This window comes from Variovorax sp. 10N412 (genome assembly GCF_056394985.1).
Genome location: NZ_JBFTIO010000007.1, coordinates 315,892 through 332,715, shown reverse-complemented (window position 1 = coordinate 332,715; position 16,824 = coordinate 315,892). Strand labels below are relative to the sequence as shown.

The 16,824-nt window shown below is 69.0% G+C and carries 18 protein-coding genes; 11 read left to right on the top strand and 7 right to left on the bottom strand.

Features of this window, described 5'->3' with window-relative positions; all coding sequences use genetic code 11:
• Position 1: 1 nt before the first annotated feature.
• Together AC1DJH_RS19225 and AC1DJH_RS19220 are read right to left on the bottom strand one after the other, a co-directional pair.
• A complete protein-coding gene (locus tag AC1DJH_RS19225) occupies positions 2–478 on the bottom strand; it encodes a DUF2244 domain-containing protein (protein WP_435437000.1) in 477 nt (158 codons plus the stop codon).
• A gap of 225 nt (positions 479–703) precedes the next feature.
• Positions 704–1,618, bottom strand: coding sequence for a class I SAM-dependent methyltransferase (locus AC1DJH_RS19220; RefSeq protein WP_478186775.1), 915 nt, complete (start codon positions 1,616–1,618; stop codon positions 704–706).
• Between the two features lie 22 nt (positions 1,619–1,640).
• On the opposite strand from AC1DJH_RS19220, the gene AC1DJH_RS19215 reads away from it, so the two are divergent.
• From AC1DJH_RS19215 to AC1DJH_RS19205, 3 genes are all read left to right on the top strand, one after another.
• Positions 1,641–2,375 carry a phosphoribosyltransferase family protein gene (locus AC1DJH_RS19215; RefSeq protein WP_478186774.1) on the top strand — a complete coding sequence of 245 codons (735 nt, stop codon included), beginning with the start codon at positions 1,641–1,643 and terminating at the stop codon, positions 2,373–2,375.
• Between the two features lie 31 nt (positions 2,376–2,406).
• Entirely contained in the window at positions 2,407–2,868 is a 462-nt protein-coding gene (trmL, locus tag AC1DJH_RS19210) for a tRNA (uridine(34)/cytosine(34)/5-carboxymethylaminomethyluridine(34)-2'-O)-methyltransferase TrmL (RefSeq protein ID WP_478186773.1), read from the top strand.
• 135 nt (positions 2,869–3,003) lie between these two features.
• Complete coding sequence (locus AC1DJH_RS19205) at positions 3,004–3,297, top strand: DUF4148 domain-containing protein (RefSeq protein ID WP_472124174.1); 294 nt, start codon at positions 3,004–3,006, stop codon at positions 3,295–3,297.
• Between the two features lie 18 nt (positions 3,298–3,315).
• Here AC1DJH_RS19205 and AC1DJH_RS19200 read toward each other — a convergent pair whose 3' ends face one another.
• A complete protein-coding gene (locus AC1DJH_RS19200) occupies positions 3,316–3,786 on the bottom strand; it encodes a MaoC family dehydratase (RefSeq protein WP_478186772.1) in 471 nt (156 codons plus the stop codon).
• A gap of 70 nt (positions 3,787–3,856) precedes the next feature.
• Positions 3,857–4,477: a nucleotide-binding protein gene (locus tag AC1DJH_RS19195; RefSeq protein WP_478186771.1), complete on the bottom strand. Its 621-nt coding sequence runs from the start codon at positions 4,475–4,477 to the stop codon at positions 3,857–3,859.
• Positions 4,478–4,571: 94 nt separating this feature from the next.
• On the opposite strand from AC1DJH_RS19195, the gene kefF reads away from it, so the two are divergent.
• Together kefF and kefC are read left to right on the top strand one after the other, a co-directional pair.
• On the top strand, positions 4,572–5,297 hold the full coding sequence (kefF, locus tag AC1DJH_RS19190) for a glutathione-regulated potassium-efflux system oxidoreductase KefF (protein ID WP_472124179.1): 726 nt from the start codon (positions 4,572–4,574) through the stop codon (positions 5,295–5,297).
• Positions 5,298–7,157: a glutathione-regulated potassium-efflux system protein KefC gene (gene kefC / locus AC1DJH_RS19185; protein ID WP_478186770.1), complete on the top strand. Its 1,860-nt coding sequence runs from the start codon at positions 5,298–5,300 to the stop codon at positions 7,155–7,157.
• Between the two features lie 13 nt (positions 7,158–7,170).
• Here kefC and AC1DJH_RS19180 read toward each other — a convergent pair whose 3' ends face one another.
• Complete coding sequence (locus AC1DJH_RS19180; protein WP_478186769.1) at positions 7,171–8,121, bottom strand: M14 family metallopeptidase; 951 nt, start codon at positions 8,119–8,121, stop codon at positions 7,171–7,173.
• 4 nt (positions 8,122–8,125) lie between these two features.
• The gene (locus AC1DJH_RS19175) at positions 8,126–9,121 is read right to left on the bottom strand and encodes a Bug family tripartite tricarboxylate transporter substrate binding protein (protein ID WP_478186768.1); all 996 of its coding nucleotides are present in this window, start codon (positions 9,119–9,121) and stop codon (positions 8,126–8,128) included.
• Between the two features lie 124 nt (positions 9,122–9,245).
• Here AC1DJH_RS19175 and AC1DJH_RS19170 point away from each other — a divergent pair, with 124 nt between their 5' ends.
• Complete coding sequence (locus tag AC1DJH_RS19170) at positions 9,246–10,133, top strand: MurR/RpiR family transcriptional regulator (protein ID WP_478186767.1); 888 nt, start codon at positions 9,246–9,248, stop codon at positions 10,131–10,133.
• Here the strand turns inward: AC1DJH_RS19170 and AC1DJH_RS19165 are convergent.
• The gene (locus tag AC1DJH_RS19165; RefSeq protein WP_472124194.1) at positions 10,122–11,024 is read right to left on the bottom strand and encodes an amidohydrolase family protein; all 903 of its coding nucleotides are present in this window, start codon (positions 11,022–11,024) and stop codon (positions 10,122–10,124) included. The two genes, AC1DJH_RS19170 and AC1DJH_RS19165, sit on opposite strands and share 12 nt — an antisense overlap.
• A 104-nt stretch (positions 11,025–11,128) precedes the next feature.
• On the opposite strand from AC1DJH_RS19165, the gene AC1DJH_RS19160 reads away from it, so the two are divergent.
• Genes AC1DJH_RS19160 through AC1DJH_RS19140 form a run of 5 tightly spaced genes read left to right on the top strand, consistent with a single transcriptional unit; the run spans position 11,129 to position 16,824 of the window.
• Complete coding sequence (locus tag AC1DJH_RS19160; protein ID WP_472124197.1) at positions 11,129–11,902, top strand: crotonase/enoyl-CoA hydratase family protein; 774 nt, start codon at positions 11,129–11,131, stop codon at positions 11,900–11,902.
• On the top strand, positions 11,899–13,779 hold the full coding sequence (locus AC1DJH_RS19155; RefSeq protein WP_478186766.1) for a feruloyl-CoA synthase: 1,881 nt from the start codon (positions 11,899–11,901) through the stop codon (positions 13,777–13,779). The genes AC1DJH_RS19160 and AC1DJH_RS19155 overlap by 4 nt, the downstream gene beginning before the upstream one ends.
• Positions 13,780–13,801: 22 nt before the next feature.
• Positions 13,802–14,566 (top strand): SDR family NAD(P)-dependent oxidoreductase, encoded by a 765-nt coding sequence (locus tag AC1DJH_RS19150; protein ID WP_435485050.1) that lies wholly within the window; start codon positions 13,802–13,804, stop codon positions 14,564–14,566.
• Between the two features lie 37 nt (positions 14,567–14,603).
• A complete protein-coding gene (locus tag AC1DJH_RS19145; RefSeq protein ID WP_478186765.1) occupies positions 14,604–15,740 on the top strand; it encodes an ABC transporter substrate-binding protein in 1,137 nt (378 codons plus the stop codon).
• Between the two features lie 43 nt (positions 15,741–15,783).
• A complete protein-coding gene (locus AC1DJH_RS19140) occupies positions 15,784–16,824 on the top strand; it encodes a branched-chain amino acid ABC transporter permease (protein ID WP_478186764.1) in 1,041 nt (346 codons plus the stop codon).

Below are 16,824 nucleotides of genomic sequence, written 5' to 3'. Positions count from 1 at the left end.
CTCAGGCGCCGCGCAACGCCATGCGAATCTCGCGGGCCAGAGCGGCACGCAACTCCGGGCGTACATAGCGCCCCACCCTGACCGATCGACCCTGTCCCGAAACCTCGATCAGCGAGCGATCGCCGGTCTGCGGTTCGATCCGCACCTGGTGCGGAAGAAATTCAGTGCGCTCGTAGTGCCCGCCGTTCTCGAGCTCGACGACGAGGCGGCCTTCCTGCAGCGCGATCTTCTCGCCGTCGGTCGCATGCCGTGCATAGACCATGAACGCAAACCCGACGGCTGCCAGTTCGAGCCAGGCAAAAGGCAGCACCAGCGGCGCACCGTGCAGCCAGAACAGGGTGCCGATGCCGAGCGATACCACGCACAGCGAGGCGTAGAGCCAGCCCAGCTGGCTCGGCGTCACCGAGCAGTTCCGCTTCAGGAACCAGTGGATGTTCTGGCCTGAGACGGTGGCAAATCGAAACACGGAATTCGACACGGGCGAGTTCAGCAAATCGGTGCGTCGACGGTTGCCAAACCCCTCGTACAAACAGGATCCGACACCCCTCGTTCACGGGACAGTACCCGCGAGTTCCACGCAACGGCGGATTGTAGCGGGTAGATACCTGCGCCCGGGTGCCCTGTGGGACGCCTACGGGTCACTACTAGTAGGCAAAAAACGGCTTGTGCGACAGGCATTTACCGCTCTCTTTTGCAGCCGCGGTCAGGCGCCCGGACGACCCCGTTGCAGCATCGAGCGCATCTCGCGCAGCGACACCGCACTCTCGGCCGCAATCGACACGCGCGGCGCAGGCTTGAAGGCATGGCCATAGATGACCTCGAAGGTCAGCGCGATGCGCCCGCCGCCCTCGTCGGCCGGCGCGAGCTCAGGCAGCGCCTTCTTCAGTGATTGGTGCCAGGCCTTGCCGCGGAGCGCCGCGAAGCGCGCCGGGTGCAGGTTGCGGCCCAGCCCGCGCAACTCGGCCAGCGCCGCCTCGGGCGTGGCCCAGGTCAGCACGATGCGCTCCATGTCCATCACCGGCTCGGCGAAGCCGGCATGCACCAGCATGTCGCCCCAGTCGTGCATGTCGGTGTACTCATGGCCGGCGGCCGGCCAGCCCAGGCGGGCGTGCAGCGCGCGCAGCTCGCGAACGGTGTCGGGGCCGAGGCAGGAGAACATCAGGAAGCCGTCGGTCGCCACCAGCTTGTGCCAGTGCGAGATCAGCGCCTCGGGGTCGGCCGCCATGTGCAGCGACATGTTGGCCCAGAGCAGGTCGACGCCTTCTTCGGGCGTCGCGTCGAAGCGCGCCTTGCCGCCCTGCCAGCGACGCGCGCTCCACCACGGGGCGCTCAGCGCCTGCGCGGTCGCGGCGGCCAGCACGGGCTCCGGCTCGATGACGAACGACGCGGCGTCCTTGTAGCGGCGGGCGACCAGCTCGTGGGCTTCGAGGCCGCCGCGCAACGGCGCCCAGTCGGCCCAGGTGCGCGGCTGGGCCTTGATCCATTGCAGCCGGTCTTCCATGCGGCGGCCGATTTCCTCGTGCAGCCAGGGGGAGCCGTCGGCAGGCGCGAGACGACGCCAGCGGGCGGCCGCCGTGGCATCGATGGTCGGCGGTCGTCTTGTGGGGTCGGTGGCCATGGGGCCGTGAGTATATTGAGACATGCGCAGCCATCGGGCCCTGTGGCCTTTATTGCCTTCACGGCCTTTCACCTCCCTGCTTGCCCGGCTGCCCAGCCAGTGCGCGGTCTGCCGCGCCTGGCCTTCGCGGCCGGTCTGCGACGCCTGCGTGGCCCGCTTCGCACCGCCCGCCGCGCGGTGCAGTGGCTGTGCCTTGCCGGTGCCCGAAGGCGTGAACCGCTGCGGCGACTGCGTGAAGCACCCGCCGCCGCTGGACGCCTGCCTTGCCGCCTGCACCTACGCGTGGCCCTGGCCCGATGCCATTGCCAGCTTCAAGTTCCGAGGCGACGCGGGCTGGGCCGGCCCGTTCGCCACCCTGCTGCGCAGCGCGCCGTGGGTCGAGCCGGCGCTGGAACAGTGCGACATCGTGCTGCCCATGCCGCTGGCGCCCGCACGGCTGCGCGAGCGTGGTTTCAACCAGGCGCTCGAACTCGCCCGGCGGCTGTCGCCCGCCAAGACCGACCCCACCCTGCTGCTGCGCACCCGCGACACGCCCGCCCAGAGCGGCCTGCCACGCGCCGAGCGCCTGCGCAACCTGAGCGGTGCCTTCGCGGTCGAACCCCTGCGCGCGGGAAAGGTACGGGGCAAGCGCATCGTGCTGGTCGACGACGTGATGACCAGCGGCGCTTCGCTGTTCGTCGCGGCCGAGGCACTGCGGCTGGCCGGCGCGGCGCACATCACGGCCGTGGTGCTGGCCCGCACCGATCCGCCGCGCTGAACGGCTGGTGCGGCCCGCCGACAATGGGCGCATGTTCCATATCGTCCTGGTCCACCCCGAAATTCCGCCGAACACCGGCAACGTGATCCGCCTGGCGGCCAACACCGGTTGCACACTGCACCTGGTCGAGCCGCTGGGCTTTTCGATGGACGACCGCCTGCTGCGCCGCGCCGGGCTCGATTACCACGAGTACGCCGAAGTGAAGCGCCACGCCGACTGGCACGCCCTGCTCGCCGCCGAGCAGCCCGTGCCCGAGCGCATGTTCGCCCTTACCACGCGCGGCACACGCGCCGTGCACGACGTGCGCTTCCAGCCCGGCGACTGGCTGGTGTTCGGCTCGGAGACCAGCGGCCTGCCGCCCGCGGTGCGCGACGGTTTTGCCGACGCTCAGAAGCTGCGGCTGCCAATGCGCGAGGGCCAGCGCAGCCTGAATCTCTCCAATGCGGTGGCGGTCACCGTGTTCGAAGCCTGGCGGCAAAACGGCTTCGGCTGACACCTGGAAACAAAGTCGCATCCCGTGGGGAGGGTCGCAGCGCATCCGATCGGCGGCGCGCGCCGTATGAACAGACGTGCCGGCCGCAAAGCGAGCCGGCACCTCTGTTCAACGCTTTTCCACAGGAGTCTCACCATGAACGCCAAGTCGATTGCCTCTGCCGCCTTCGCTACGCTCGCCTTCGCCAGCGGCGCCCAGGCCTTCCAGGGAGAACAGAACCCGCTGCCGCCCCAGCCCTTCCAGTCGACGCTGTCGCGCGCGCAGGTTCAGGCCGATGCGCGCCAGCCCTTCAAGGTCAGCAACGGCGGCACCGGCGCGCTGCAGGCCCGGGACGGCAGCACCGATCGCGGCACCGTGCGCCAGAGCGCATTGAGCATCACCCGCCAGGGCGCGGCGACCTACGGTGAAGTGACCGACCGCCGGTTGTAAAACACGAAGACCGCCGCCTCAGCGGTAGCGGCGCGCCACCGACTCGGCCACGCAGGCCGGCTTGGCGGCGCCTTCGAGTTCGATGGTGGTCTCCCAGGTCATCTGGAATCCATCGTCGGCAATCGGCTCCGAGCTGAGCAGCTTCATGCGTGCGCGCAGCCGTTTGCCCACCGGCACCGGCGACATGAAGCGCACCCGGTTCATGCCGTAGTTCACGCCCATGCGCGACTCGACCACCTCGATCGCCACCTCGAACAACTTCGGCAGCAGCGACAGCGTGAGAAAGCCGTGCGCAATCGGCCCGCCGAAGGGTCCGGCCTTGGCACGCTCCACGTCGACGTGGATCCACTGGTGGTCGCCCGTCGCCTCGGCGAACTGGTTCACCTGCTCCTGCGTGATGGTGATCCAGTCGCTCACGGCGACTTCCTGGCCGACGCAGGCGGAGAGGTCCTGAAGGGTCTGGAATGTCTTTTTTGTCATGCGGGGCATTCTGGCGCGTGGCCTGTTCGACCGGCTGTCGGGCTCGCGACACGCCGGCTCAGGGAAAACGGGGGCACCTTCAGGCGTCGAGCCAGTTGCAGACGGGTTGCCACTGCGCCAGGTCGCGCTGCACGCGGCCGGGCGCAATGTCGAACACCGTGAGCCCGCGCGCCGCGAGCTGCACGTAGTTCTGCGTGTCGCGCAGCTCGCCGATCACCGGTACGCCCAGCCCCGCGATGAATTCGTGCAGCCGGTCGGCCGCCAGCGTGCGCGCGTTCACGCGCATGCCGACCAGGCCGATCTTCGTTTTCTCGGCGCGGCGGCTCTCCAGCAGCCGGTCGAGGAAGTCGCGCGTCGCGTAGATGTCGAAGATGCTCGGCTGCAGCGGCACGATCACCCGGTCGGCCAGCACCAGCACCTCCTTGAAGCGCCAGCCGTGCAGGCCGGCCGGCGTGTCGAGCACAGCATGCGTGGTGCCGCGCGGCGGCCGCACCACCGAACTGTCGCCAGAGGCCTCCCAGGTGGCGATGGGCCGGGCCTGCGGCGGACGCAGCCCCAGCCAGAGCCGCGAAGACTGCTGCCGGTCCACGTCGCCCAGCATCACGGCGTGGCCGCGGCTTGCGAAGTAGCCCGCAACGTTCGTTGCGATCGTCGACTTGCCTACGCCACCCTTGGGGTTGGCGACCAGAACCACCGGCATAGCGCTCTCCTCCAGAACTGGGAACGGGCTCCATGGTAGTGGCTGCCCCCCGTTTTGCCCGGCAAGGCCGCCGCGACTGCGCTATGTTCGCGGGATGACTACAACAACATCCATGGGAAACCCTGCCGCGCAAAGCAGCGGCGTCTACGTGCTCGCCGCCCACCCGCACTGGCGCGACTCCCGCGTCAACCGCCGCATGCTGGCCGCCGCCCGTGCCGTGCCGGGTGTGGACGTGAACGACCTGTACGGCAGCTACCCCGACTACGCCATCGACGTCGAGGCCGAGCAGGCCCGGCTGGCCAAGGCCAGCCTGGTGGTGCTGATGCACCCGATCCAGTGGTACTCGATGCCCGCGCTACAGAAGCTCTGGCTCGACGACGTGCTCGCCTACGGCTGGGCCTACGGCCCCGGCGGCAACGCGCTGCAGGGCAAGGACCTCTGGCTGGTCGCCACCACCGGCAGCCCCGAGGCCAGCTACCACCCGCAGAACTACCACCGCTATTTCTTCGACGCCTTCCTGCCGCCCTACGAGCAGACCGCCGCGCTGTGCGGCATGCGCTTCCTGCCGCCGCTCATGTTCCACGGCGCGCGCAGCGCGCCCGAGGCCGAGGTCGCCTCGCACGTCGAAACCTTCGCCCAGCGCCTGGGCAGCTACCCCGCATGGCCCGAGATCGAGGAGATCGACGCCTGCGTGGCCTGCCCCGTGCCCGAGAGCGACCGGCCGGCCGAGCCGGAGCACATCGACAAGATCGTCTCCAACGCCTTTCATGCGGCCATCACCCACGGGCTGGCCAGCGTTTCTGCAAGCAAGGCGGCCTGAATGGAACACGCACCCGCCTGGCTGACCAGCAGCCTGATCTACCTGGGCGCCGCCGTGCTGGTGGTGCCGCTGTCGAAGTTCCTCGGGCTCGGCTCCATCATCGGCTACCTCGTGGCCGGCATCGCCATCGGCCCCTGGGGCCTGGGACTCGTGTCCAGCGTGGAAGACGTGCTGCACTTCGCCGAGTTCGGCGTGGTGCTGATGCTGTTCCTCGTCGGCCTCGAGCTGGAGCCCAAGCGCCTGTGGAACCTGCGCCGGCCCATCTTCGGCTGGGGCGCCGCGCAGGTCTTGAGCTGCGCCGCCGTGCTGTTCGCCGCGGGCTATGCCGTGGGCGCCGAATGGCGCGTGGCGCTGGTGGCGGCGCTGGGCCTGGCGCTGTCGTCCACCGCCATCGCGCTGCAGGTGTTCGGCGAGCGCAACCTGCTGAAGACGCCCAGCGGCCAGGCGGGCTTCTCGATCCTGCTGTTCCAGGACGTGGCCGCGATCCCCATCCTGGCGCTGCTGCCGTTGCTGGCCGGCGCCACCGCGGCCGAGCAGGCCATCACCGGCCTGGACCGCGCGCTGGAGGCGGCCAAGATCGTCGGCGTGATCGGCGGCATCATCCTCGGCGGCCGGCTGCTGCTGCGCCCGGTGCTGCGCTGGATCGCGCGCAGCAACACGCCCGAGATCTTCACCGCCGCCGCCCTGCTGCTGGTGGTGGCCATTGCCGCCCTGATGCAGCTGGTCGGGCTGTCGATGGCGCTGGGCGCCTTCCTCGCCGGCGTGCTGCTGGCCGAAAGCGAGTACCGGCGCGAACTGGAGACCGACATCGAGCCCTTCAAGGGCCTGCTGCTGGGCCTGTTCTTCATTGCCGTGGGCATGTCGATCAACTTCGGCGTGCTCATCGCCAGCCCCTGGATCATGGCCGCGCTGGTGGTCGGCTTCATGGCCATCAAGCTGGTGGTGATCTACGCGCTCGCCAAGGCGATGGGCATCGCCTACCAGGAGCGCCCCGTGTTCACGCTGCTGCTGGCGCAGGGCGGCGAGTTCGCCTTCGTGGTGTTCCAGGCCGCGGGCCCGGACGTGCTGCCGCCCGAAATCACCTCGCTGCTGATCGGCGGGGTGGCGCTGTCGATGCTGCTGTCGCCGCTGCTGCTGGTGCTGCTCGACAAGTTCGTGCTGCCGCGCTACAGCCGCAACAACGGCCCGCAGCTGGAGGAAATCTCGGAGCAGCAGGACGCCAAGGTGCTCATCTGCGGCTTCGGCCGCTACGGCCAGATCGTCGGGCGCATGCTGATGTCGCAGGGCCTGCGCGTGACGGTGCTCGACCACGACGCCGACACCGTCGAAGGCCTGCGCCAGTTCGGCTTTCGCGTGTTCTACGGCGACGCCACGCGGCTCGATTTGCTGCGCACCGCGGGCGCGGGCTCGGCCAAGGCCATCGTGGTGGCGGTGGACGACATCGAGCAGTCGCTGGACATCGTCGACCTGGTGAAAGAGAACTTTCCGCAGGCCCGCATCATTGCGCGTGCGCGCAACGTGACGCACCTGTTCCAGTTGCGCGACCGCGGCGTGACGGATGTGGAGCGCGAGGTGTTCGAGTCGTCGCTGCGCAGCGCCCGCTCGGTGCTCGAGGCGCTGAACTGGCCGGCGCACGAGGCGCGCGAATCGACCATGCGCTTTCGCCTGCGCAACCTGAGGCTCACCGACGAGATCTATCCGCACTACAAGGACCGCGCCAAGCTCATCGCGGCCAACAAGGAAGGCCGCCAGCAGTTCGAGGAACAGATGGCGCGCGAGCGCGAGGAGCGCCAGAAGCGCTCGGGCCGCGACTGGGACCGGCTGGAAGAAGACGAGCCGTCGGCGGAGCAGAGGCCCTGACGGGCGCCGGCGCCTAGACCGCCACCGTCAGGTAGACGCCTTCGCGCCCGACCAGTGCGGCGCGCGTGGGCATGAAGATCGTGCAGTCGTCGCAGGGCGAGCGAATTTCCTGGCCCGCATCGACGGCGATCAGCTCGCCCTTCTGGAAGGTCTCGAAGCCGAGCACGGGCCGGGCGAAGGCAAAGCCCTCGGTCTTGACCATGTGCACTTCGAGCAGCCGGAAGCGGCGCGCGGGTGCCCTTGCCGGTGCGCCCGGCAATGCGTCGACCAAGCCCAGGTGCGCCAGGAAACGCAGCGTCACATCGGTGGCCAGGTCGGCCGCAGACTGGCTGAAATGCTGGCCGCACTCCACCACCAGCGCGCCGCCGTCGACGCCTGCTTCACCATGCCGGCCATACGCCGTCACACCCGTGCCCGGAGCGCCGCCCACGGGCATCACCAGGTGCACCAGCGGGTTGCCGATGGCCAGCGCCAGCCCCGCGTTGCGCTCGAACTCCGGGTACACCCAGAAGGGCTGCACCGGCGCGCGCGTCGAGTGGATGTCCAGGATGTAGTCGGCCGCGTCCAGCACGGGCCGCAGTTCGCGCGCGCGGCGCAGCTCGGGGCTTTGCTGCGCGCCGTCGAGCATGGCGGGCGACCAGATGCGGTTGAGGTTGTGCACCAGCTGCCGGTTCTCGTAGGGCCGCTCGATGTCGAAGGCCTCGTAGGCCTCGACGTTCGCGAAGCTCACGGTGAGCGTGCCTATCTTCGGGCGCACGCCCGCGTCCAGCAGGTACGTGGCCGCGACCATGCCGCAGATCTCGTTGCCGTGCGTCAGCGCGTTCACCAGCACGTGCGGTCCGGGCAAGCCCGATGCGAAGCGGTGCACGTAGTCGATGCCGGTGTTGCCCTGCCGGTAGGCGGAGATGTCGCGCGGCAGCACCTCCAGCGGCGCGGTGTCGGGAGCGAACGATGCGTCGGTCATGGCGTCACTCGCCCCGGATGCCGGCGCGCCGGACCATCTCGCCGTAGACCGCGAGCCGCTCCGACATCATGGCCGTGAACTGCGCGGGCGTCTGCACCTCGGGCGTGAGCGAGCCGCGCGACAGCAAAGCCTCGGCCATGGCCGGCTGGTCGGCCACCGAACGCACCGCCTTGTGCAGCGCGGCGATGACCTCGGGCGGCGTCTTCGCGGGCGCGGCCAGGCCGATCCACGAGGTGGTGTTCAGCACCGGGTAGCCCAGCTCGGCGAAAGTCGGCACGTCGGGCAGCGCCGCGACGCGCGTCGGCGACGCCACCGCCAGCGCGCGCAGCTTGCCGGCCTGGATGTGCGGCAGGAAGGGCGCAAGGTTGTCCAGGCCGAACTGCACTTCGTTCGAGATCAGCGCGGTCACCAGCGGACCGCCGCCGCGGTAGGGCACGTGCGTGGCATTGAGCTGCAGCTGCGACTTCATCAGTTCCACGTTGAGCTGGCCCATGCTGCCCGGCCCCGCGCTGCAGAAGTTGAGTTCGCCCGGGCGCGACTTCACCAGCGCGACGAACTCCTTGAAGCTCTTCGCCGGCACCGCGGGGTTCACCAGCAGCACGTTGATGGAGCGCGCCAGCTGGCTGATGGACGCGAAGTCCTTGATCGGGTCGTAGCCCGTGTTGGCCTGCGTGAGCGGGTTGGCCAGGTGCGAGCTTTGCGAGGACACCACCAGCGTGTAGCCGTCGGGCTTGGCGCGCGCCACCTGCGCGCTGGCAATGGAGCCACCCGCGCCGCCCCGGTTGTCGATGACCACCGGCGTGCCGAGCGCCTTCGACAGCGGATCGGCGTACAGCCGCGCGATCAGGTCCACCGAGCCGCCCGCCGGGAACGGCACCACCAGCGTGACGGGGCGCGACGGCCAGGCCTCGGCCCGCGCCGCCAGCGGCAGCAGGGCGGCAAGACCGGCGCCGAGCATCGTGCGGCGGCGCAGGGCGGGAACGGTGAAGGTGGAATTCATGAGGCGTCCTGATGCGGTGGGTCCGGTTTAAAAGTGCGCGCATTGTTGCAAGACGATTTCATTTTTGCAATAGATACTGCAAAATTGGGACTGGCCTCCCTTGGCATGCAGAATGCCCGCGACCATGAATCTGAACCAACGCATCTCGGGCTACGGCAAGAAGCTCACGAAAAGCGAGCGGCTCCTGATCGCGGAGCTGCAGGCGCAGCATCCGCAGGGCCTGCTCGAATCTGCAACGAGCCTTGCAAGAAAGGTCGGCACCAGCGCCTCCACCGTGGTGCGGCTGCTCGCCAAGCTGGGTTACGAGAGCTATGCGCAGGCGCAGATGGAAGCCCGCCTGGAAGTCACCGCGCTGCTGGCCTCGCCCGCCGCGCGCGCCGGCGCCGGCATCGAGGGGGACGCCTCCGTTCGCACCTGCCTGGACAACGCGCTGCTGCACGACCAGCACAACCTGGCCGCCACTTTCGCCGCGCTCGACGTGGGTGCGTTCGAAGGCGCGGTGCGGCTGCTCACGCAGCGCAAGGTGCGTGTGCACGTGCTCGGGCAGCGGCACGGCGCGCAGCTGGCCAACCATCTGGCCCTGCACCTGAACATGTGCCTGCCCGACGTGCGCTCGATGACCTCGGCGAGCCCGCTGCTGCTCGAAGACCAGCTGCTGTGGGTCGACGAACACGACGTGCTGCTCACGCCCACCTTCAGGCGCCACTCGCTGGCCATCGCGCGCACGGCCAAGTACTTTCGCGAGAAGGGCGCGAAGGTGATCGTGATGACCGACGGGCCGACGGCGCCGGCCGCCGCATCGGCCGACCACCTGCTGCTGGTGCGCACGTCGAGCGCATCGCCGTTCGACTCCTACACGGCGGCGCTCTCGGTCTGCAATGCGCTGATCACCGCGGTGGCGCAGCGCCGCAAGAAGGAGCTGGGCGTCTCGCTCCAACGCTACGAGGCCCTGACCGAACACCACTGGAACGACGCCGCCGACCCGGCGCGCCCCGCGGGTTCAGGGCGCTGAAGCCACGGGGGCAGCCGGTGCCGCCGGCTTGTCCAGCCCCAGCAGGCGCACCGCGTTGCCCTTCAGGATGCCCGGCATCACCTCGGGCTTGAAGCCCGCCACCTCGAAGTCGCGCATCCAGCGGTCGGGCGTGATCAGCGGGTAGTCGCTGCCGAACAGGATGCGGTCCTTCAGCAGCGTGTTGGCGTACTGCACCAGCTGCTTCGGAAAGTACTTGGGGCTCCAGCCCGACAGGTCGATCCACACGTTGGGCTTGTGCGTGGCCACGCTCAGCGCCTCGTCCTGCCAGGGAAAGCTGGGGTGGGCCATGACGATCTGCATGTCCGGGAAGTCGATGGCCACGTCGTCCAGGTGCATCGGGTTGCTGTACTCCAGCCGCAGGCCGCCGCCGCAGCGCATGCCCGAGCCGATGCCGCTGTGGCCGGTGTGGAAGATGGCCGGCAGGCCGTACTCGGCGATCACCTCGTAGATCGGCCAGGCCATCTTGTCGTAGGGGTGGTAGCCCTGCACCGTCGGGTGGAACTTGAAGCCCTTCACGCCGTGCTGCTCGATCAGCCGGCGCGCCTCGCGCGCGCCCATCTTTCCCTTGTGCGGATCGATGCTGGCGAAGGCGATCATCATGTCGCTGTTCTTCTGCGCGTGCTCCGCGATCTCCTCGTTCGGGATGCGCCGCCGTCCCATGTTCGACTCCGCGTCGACCATGAACATCACCAGCCCGATCTTTCTTTCACGGTAGTACGCCACGCTCTCCGCAATGGTGGGCCGGCCGCTGGAGCCGAAGTACTTGTCGGCGGCGCGGTCGTACTCCTCGCCGTAGTTGTCGAACGGGTTCCAGCAGCTCACTTCGGCGTGGGTGTGGATGTCGATCGCGATCAGGTTCTGATGGTCCATGTCGTTGTCTCCGGTACGGGTAAGTCCCTAGGGAATGGGGGCCTCAAGTGCCTTGAATTGATTATTTCTCATAACCATAATCCAACGCAACCCCGAACACCATCATGACCAATCCAGACCTTCACATCGAGATCAGCGACGAAGTCGCCATTGTTCGCCTCACACGCGGTGCCAAGCGCAACGCACTGTCCGACGGCCTGATCCTCGCGCTGCGCAACACCTTCGAGACGCTGCCGTCCACCGTGCGTGCCGCGGTGCTCGACGGCGAAGGCCCGCACTTCTGCGCCGGCCTCGACCTGAGCGAACTGAAGGAGCGCGACGCCGGCCAGGGCCTGCAGCACTCGCGCATGTGGCATGCCGCGCTCGACCTGATCCAGCACGGGCCGGTGCCGGTGGTGGCCGCGCTGCATGGCGCGGTGGTGGGCGGCGGGCTGGAGCTGGCCAGCGCGTGCCACATCCGCGTGGCCGACCGGAGCACCTTCTATGCGCTGCCCGAAGGCTCGCGCGGCATCTTCGTGGGCGGCGGCGGCTCGGTGCGCATTCCCAAGCTCGTCGGCGTGGCGCGCATGACCGACATGATGATGACCGGCCGCGTCTACAACGCCGAGGACGGCGAGCGCGCCAACTTCGCGCAGTACCTGGTGGACGAAGGCACCGCCTTCGACAAGGCCCTGGAACTCGCCAGGCGCATCGCCACCAACGCACCGCTGACCAACTACGCGCTCATGCACGCGCTGCCGCGCATCGCCGAGCAGTCGGCCGACCACGGCTTCTTCACCGAGGCGCTCATCTCCGGCATCGTGCAGGCCGCGCCCGAAGCCAAGGAGCGCGTGCGCGACTTCCTCGAAGGCCGCGGCGCGAAGGTGAGCAAGGGATGACCGCCGCTCACGTGGGTGAGGCCGCCCCGGCCGTCCGCTACCGCCCGCTGGCCTTCGGCGTGACGCGCGCCACGTTGCGCGACGGCGCACCGGGCACGCGGTACCTGAAGGCCGAGACCCCGCTCGAACCCTACCGCGACCGCATGACCGACCGGCTGCAGCACTGGGCCGACGTCGAGCCAGAGCGCACCTTCATCGCCCGTCGCGAACGGCTGGCCGACGGCAGCACCGGCGACTGGGTCCGCGTGAGCTACGCGCAGGCACTGCACAAGGCGCGCGGCATCGGACAGGCCCTGCTGGACCGGGGCCTGAACGCCGAGCGCCCCGTGGCCATCCTGAGCGAGAACGGCATCGACCACGCGCTGCTCGCGCTCGGCTGCCTCTACGCCGGCGTGCCCTACTGCCCCGTCTCGCCGCCCTACTCGCTCGTGAGCCAGGACTTCGAGAAGCTGCGCCACGTCTTCGACACGCTGACACCCGGCCTGGTGTTCGCCACCGACGCCGCGCGCTACGGCCGCGCCATCGCCGCCGTGGTTCCCGCCGGCACCGAGGTCGTGATCGCCGAAGGCACGCTCGAGGGCCGCGCCGTCACCTCGTTCGACGCGCTGGCCTCGACGCCTGCCACGCCCGCCATCGACGAAGCGATGCGCGCCACCGGCCCCGACACCATCACCAAGTTCCTCTTCACCTCGGGCTCGACCAAGATGCCCAAGGCCGTGATCAACACGCACCGCATGTGGTGCGCCAACCAGCAGCAGCTGCGCCAGTCGATTCCCGCGCTGGGCGACGAGCCGCCGGTGCTGGTCGACTGGCTGCCCTGGAACCACACCTTCGGCGGCAACCACAACGTGGGCATCGTGCTGGACAACGGCGGCACACTCTACGTGGACGACGGCAAGCCCACGCCCGGCGGCATGGCCGAGACGCTGCGCAACCTGCGCGAGATCGCGCCCACCATCTACTTCAACGTGCCCACCGGCTTCGAGGCCATTGCACAGGCGATGGAAACCGACGCCGTGCTGCGCCGCAACCTGCTGTCGCGCGTGAAGATGTTCTTCTACTCGGGCGCCGCGCTGTCGCAGCCCGTGTGGGACAGCCTGCACAAGACGCAGGAGTCCGAAGTGGGCGAGCGCATCGTCATGGGCACCGGCCTGGGCATGACCGAGTCAGGCCCGTTCGCGCTGTACGTGACCGGCCCCGACGTGAAGTCGGGCGACGTGGGCCTTCCCGCGCCGGGCATCGAGCTCAAGCTGATCGACGTCGACGGCAAGACCGAGGTGCGCTACCGCGGCCCCAACATCACGCCCGGCTACTGGCGCGCGCCCGAGGCCACGGCCGAGGCCTTCGACGACGAAGGCTTCTTCTCCACCGGCGACGCCGTGAAGTGGATCGCCGACGACGACATCCACCGTGGCCTGCGCTTCGACGGCCGCATCGCCGAAGACTTCAAGCTCGCCACCGGCACCTTCGTGAGCGTGGGCCCGCTGCGCGCGAAGATCATCGCGGCCGGCGCGCCCTACGTGCAGGACGCGGTGCTCACCGGCATCAACCTGAAGGAAGTCGGCGCGCTGATCTTCCCGACGCAGAAGGTGCGGCAACTGGCAGGCCTCGGTACCGATGCCCCGATGCAGCAGGTGCTCGAGAGCGCGCCCGTGCAAGCGCACTTCCAGCAGGTCGCCAACGACCTGGCGGCCATGGGCACCGGCAGCGCCAACCGCATCGCGCGGCTGCACCTGATGGCCGAGCCGCCGTCCATCGACAAGGGCGAGGTGACCGACAAGGGCTCCATCAACCAGCGCGCCGTGCTCAAGCACCGCGCCGCGCTGGCCGATGCGATGCATGCGGGCACGCTGCCTTTCACCCTCACACCGCGCTAGACATTCCAGGAGACCACACACCATGAAGATCGAAGGACAAGCCGCTCTCGTCACCGGCGGCGCATCGGGCCTGGGCGAAGCCACCGCACGCGAGCTCGCGCGCCTGGGCGCCAAGGTCGCCGTGCTGGACCGCAACGCCGCGCTCGCAGAGAAAGTGGCTGCCGACATCGGCGGCGTCGCCTGCGTCTGCGACATCACCGACACCGACAGCGTGAACGCCGCGCTCGACAAGGCCGAGGCCGCGCACGGCCCCGCGCGCATCCTGATGAACGTGGCCGGCATCGGCAGCGCCAAGCGCATCGTCGGCAAGGACGGCAACCCCGCGCCGCTCGACGACTTCGTGCGCGTGGTCAACATCAACCTGATCGGCGGCTACAACATGGCGCGCCTGTTCGCGGCGCGTTGCGCCAAGCTCGCCGCGCTCGACAACGGTGAAAAAGGCGTGATGCTCTTCACCGCATCGGTGGCAGCCTTCGACGGCCAGGTGGGCCAGCAGGCCTACAGCGCCTCCAAGGGCGGCCTGGTCGGCATGACGCTGCCGATGGCGCGCGACCTCGCGCAGCACGCCATCCGCGTGTGCACCGTGGCGCCGGGCCTGTTCGCCACGCCGCTGCTGCTGGAGCTGCCCGAGGCGGTGCAGCACTCGCTGGCCGCGTCCATTCCCTTCCCGCCGCGCCTGGGCAAGCCTTCGGAATTCGCCGAGCTGGCCTGCCACGTCGTCACCAACGGCCACCTCAACGGCGAGGTGATCCGCCTCGACGGCGCCCTGCGCATGGCGCCGCGCTGAGCCTTCTTTCTTCCCGCTTCCACCTCAGGAGACAACGATGACCTTCAAGAAGACCACCCTGGCCGCCGTGCTGGCGCTCATTGCCATGGGCGCCGCCCATGCCGACATCACCATCGGCGTGGTGCAGCCGCTCACCGGCCCGGCCTCGGGCCTGGGCATTCCGGTGAAGAACGGCATCGCCATCTGGCCCAAGACCATCGCCGGCGAAACGCTCAAGGTGGTGGTGCTCGACGACGCCACCGACCCGACCACGGGCGTGAAGGACGCGAAGCGCCTGGTGACCGAAGACAAGGTCGACGTGATCGTCGGCTCCAGCGCCACGCCCGTCGCCATTCCGATGGCCGACGTGACGGCCGAAGCCGGCACGCCGCAGCTGTCGACCGCGCCGGCCGGCCTGCCGCCGGGCAAGGACAAGTGGTTCTTCCGCCTGCCACAGTCGAACGACGTGATGGCCTACGCCGTGGTCGCGCACATGAAGAAGCAGAACGTGAAGACGGTCGGCTTCCTCGGCTACACCGATGCCTACGGCGAGCTGTGGCTCAAGGCACTCACCGCCGAAGCCGCCAAGAACGGCATCAAGATCGTCGCCACCGAGCGCTTCGCGCGCGCCGACACCAGCGTGACGGGCCAGGTGCTCAAGCTCACGTCGGCCAACCCGGACGCGATCCTGATCGTGGCCTCGGGCAGCGGCGCCGGCATGCCGCAGAAGGCGGTGATGGAGCGCGGCTTCAAGGGCAAGGTCTACCAGACGCACGCCGCCGCCACGCAAGACCTGATGCGCACCGCGGGCAAGGACGCCGAGGGCACCTTCGTGGTGTCGGGCCCCGCCACGGTGGCCGAACAGCTGCCCGACAGCCACCCGTCGAAGGCCGCCGCCGTGGCCTTCGTGCAGGGCTACGAGAAGGTGTACGGCCCCGGCTCGCGCAACCAGTTCGCGGGCCACTCGGCCGACGCGCTCACGGTGCTCGAGAAGGCCGTGCCGGTCGCGCTGAAGAAGGCCAAGCCCGGCACGCCGGAGTTCCGCGCCGCGCTGCGCGACGCTCTCGAAGGCATGGGCCGCACGGTGCTCGCGCACGGCGTGCTCAACTGGACCGCGCAAGACCATTGGGGCTACACGACCGAGACCGGCGTGATGCTCAAGGTGGTGAACGGCGCGTTCAAGGTCGAGCAGTAATCCACTTCGGCAGCCTTCAACGCATCAGCCTGTACCCCACGCCATGGACTTCTCGATCGCCAGCATCCTGACGCTGGACGGACTCACCAACGGCGCGATCTATGCCCTGCTGGGCATGGGCATCGTGCTCGTCTTCACGGTGACCCGCGTCATCTTCATCCCGCAGGGCGAATTCGTGGCGTACGGCGCGCTGACGCTGGCGATCTTCCAGACCGGCAAGACGCCGGGCACGGTGTGGCTGCTGCTGATCCTGGCCGGCGTCGCCGCGCTGATGGACCTGGCGACCACCTGGCGCCACAGCGGCAGCGCGGCCAGCGGGCTGAAGGCCGCGTTGCGCACCTTCGCGCTGCCGGCCGTCATCTGTGCGGTGTCGGCCTGGGCCGGACCGCGCAACCTGCCCATCGGGGTGCAGGCGCTGCTCACGGTGTTCATCGTCACGGCCTTCGGGCCGCTGGTGTACCGCGTGGCCTACCAGTCGCTGGCGGGCGCGAGCTCGCTGGTGCTGCTGATCGTCTCGGTCGGCGTGCACTTCGCGATGACGGGCCTGGGCCTGCTGTTCTTCGGCGCGGAAGGTTTTCGCAACCCGCCGTTCTGGGACGAGCGCATGGCGCTCGGCCCGCTCAACGTGAGCGGTCAGGCGCTGATCATCTTCGCGATGTCGGCCGCGCTGATCGTGCTGCTGTGGCTGTTCTTCGAGCGCAGCCTGTACGGCAAGGCGTTGCGCGCGACGGCGGTCAACCGCTTGGGCGCCCGGCTCATGGGCATCTCGACGCAGGCTGCGGGGCAACTGACCTTTGCGATGGCGGCGCTGATCGGCGCGCTGTCGGGGCTGCTGATCGGACCGACGACCACGGTGTTCTACGACTCGGGTTTTCTCATCGGCCTGAAAGGCTTCGTCGCCGGCGTGATCGGCGGGCTCGCCAGCTATCCGGGCGCGCTGCTCGGTGCCTTGGCCGTGGGCGTCATCGAGGCGTTCGGCTCGTTCTGGGCCAGCTCGTTCAAGGAAGTGATCGTGTTCACCATCATCCTGCCGGTCTTGCTGTGGCGCTCGCTGACCAGCGGCCATTCGGACGAGGAGCATTGA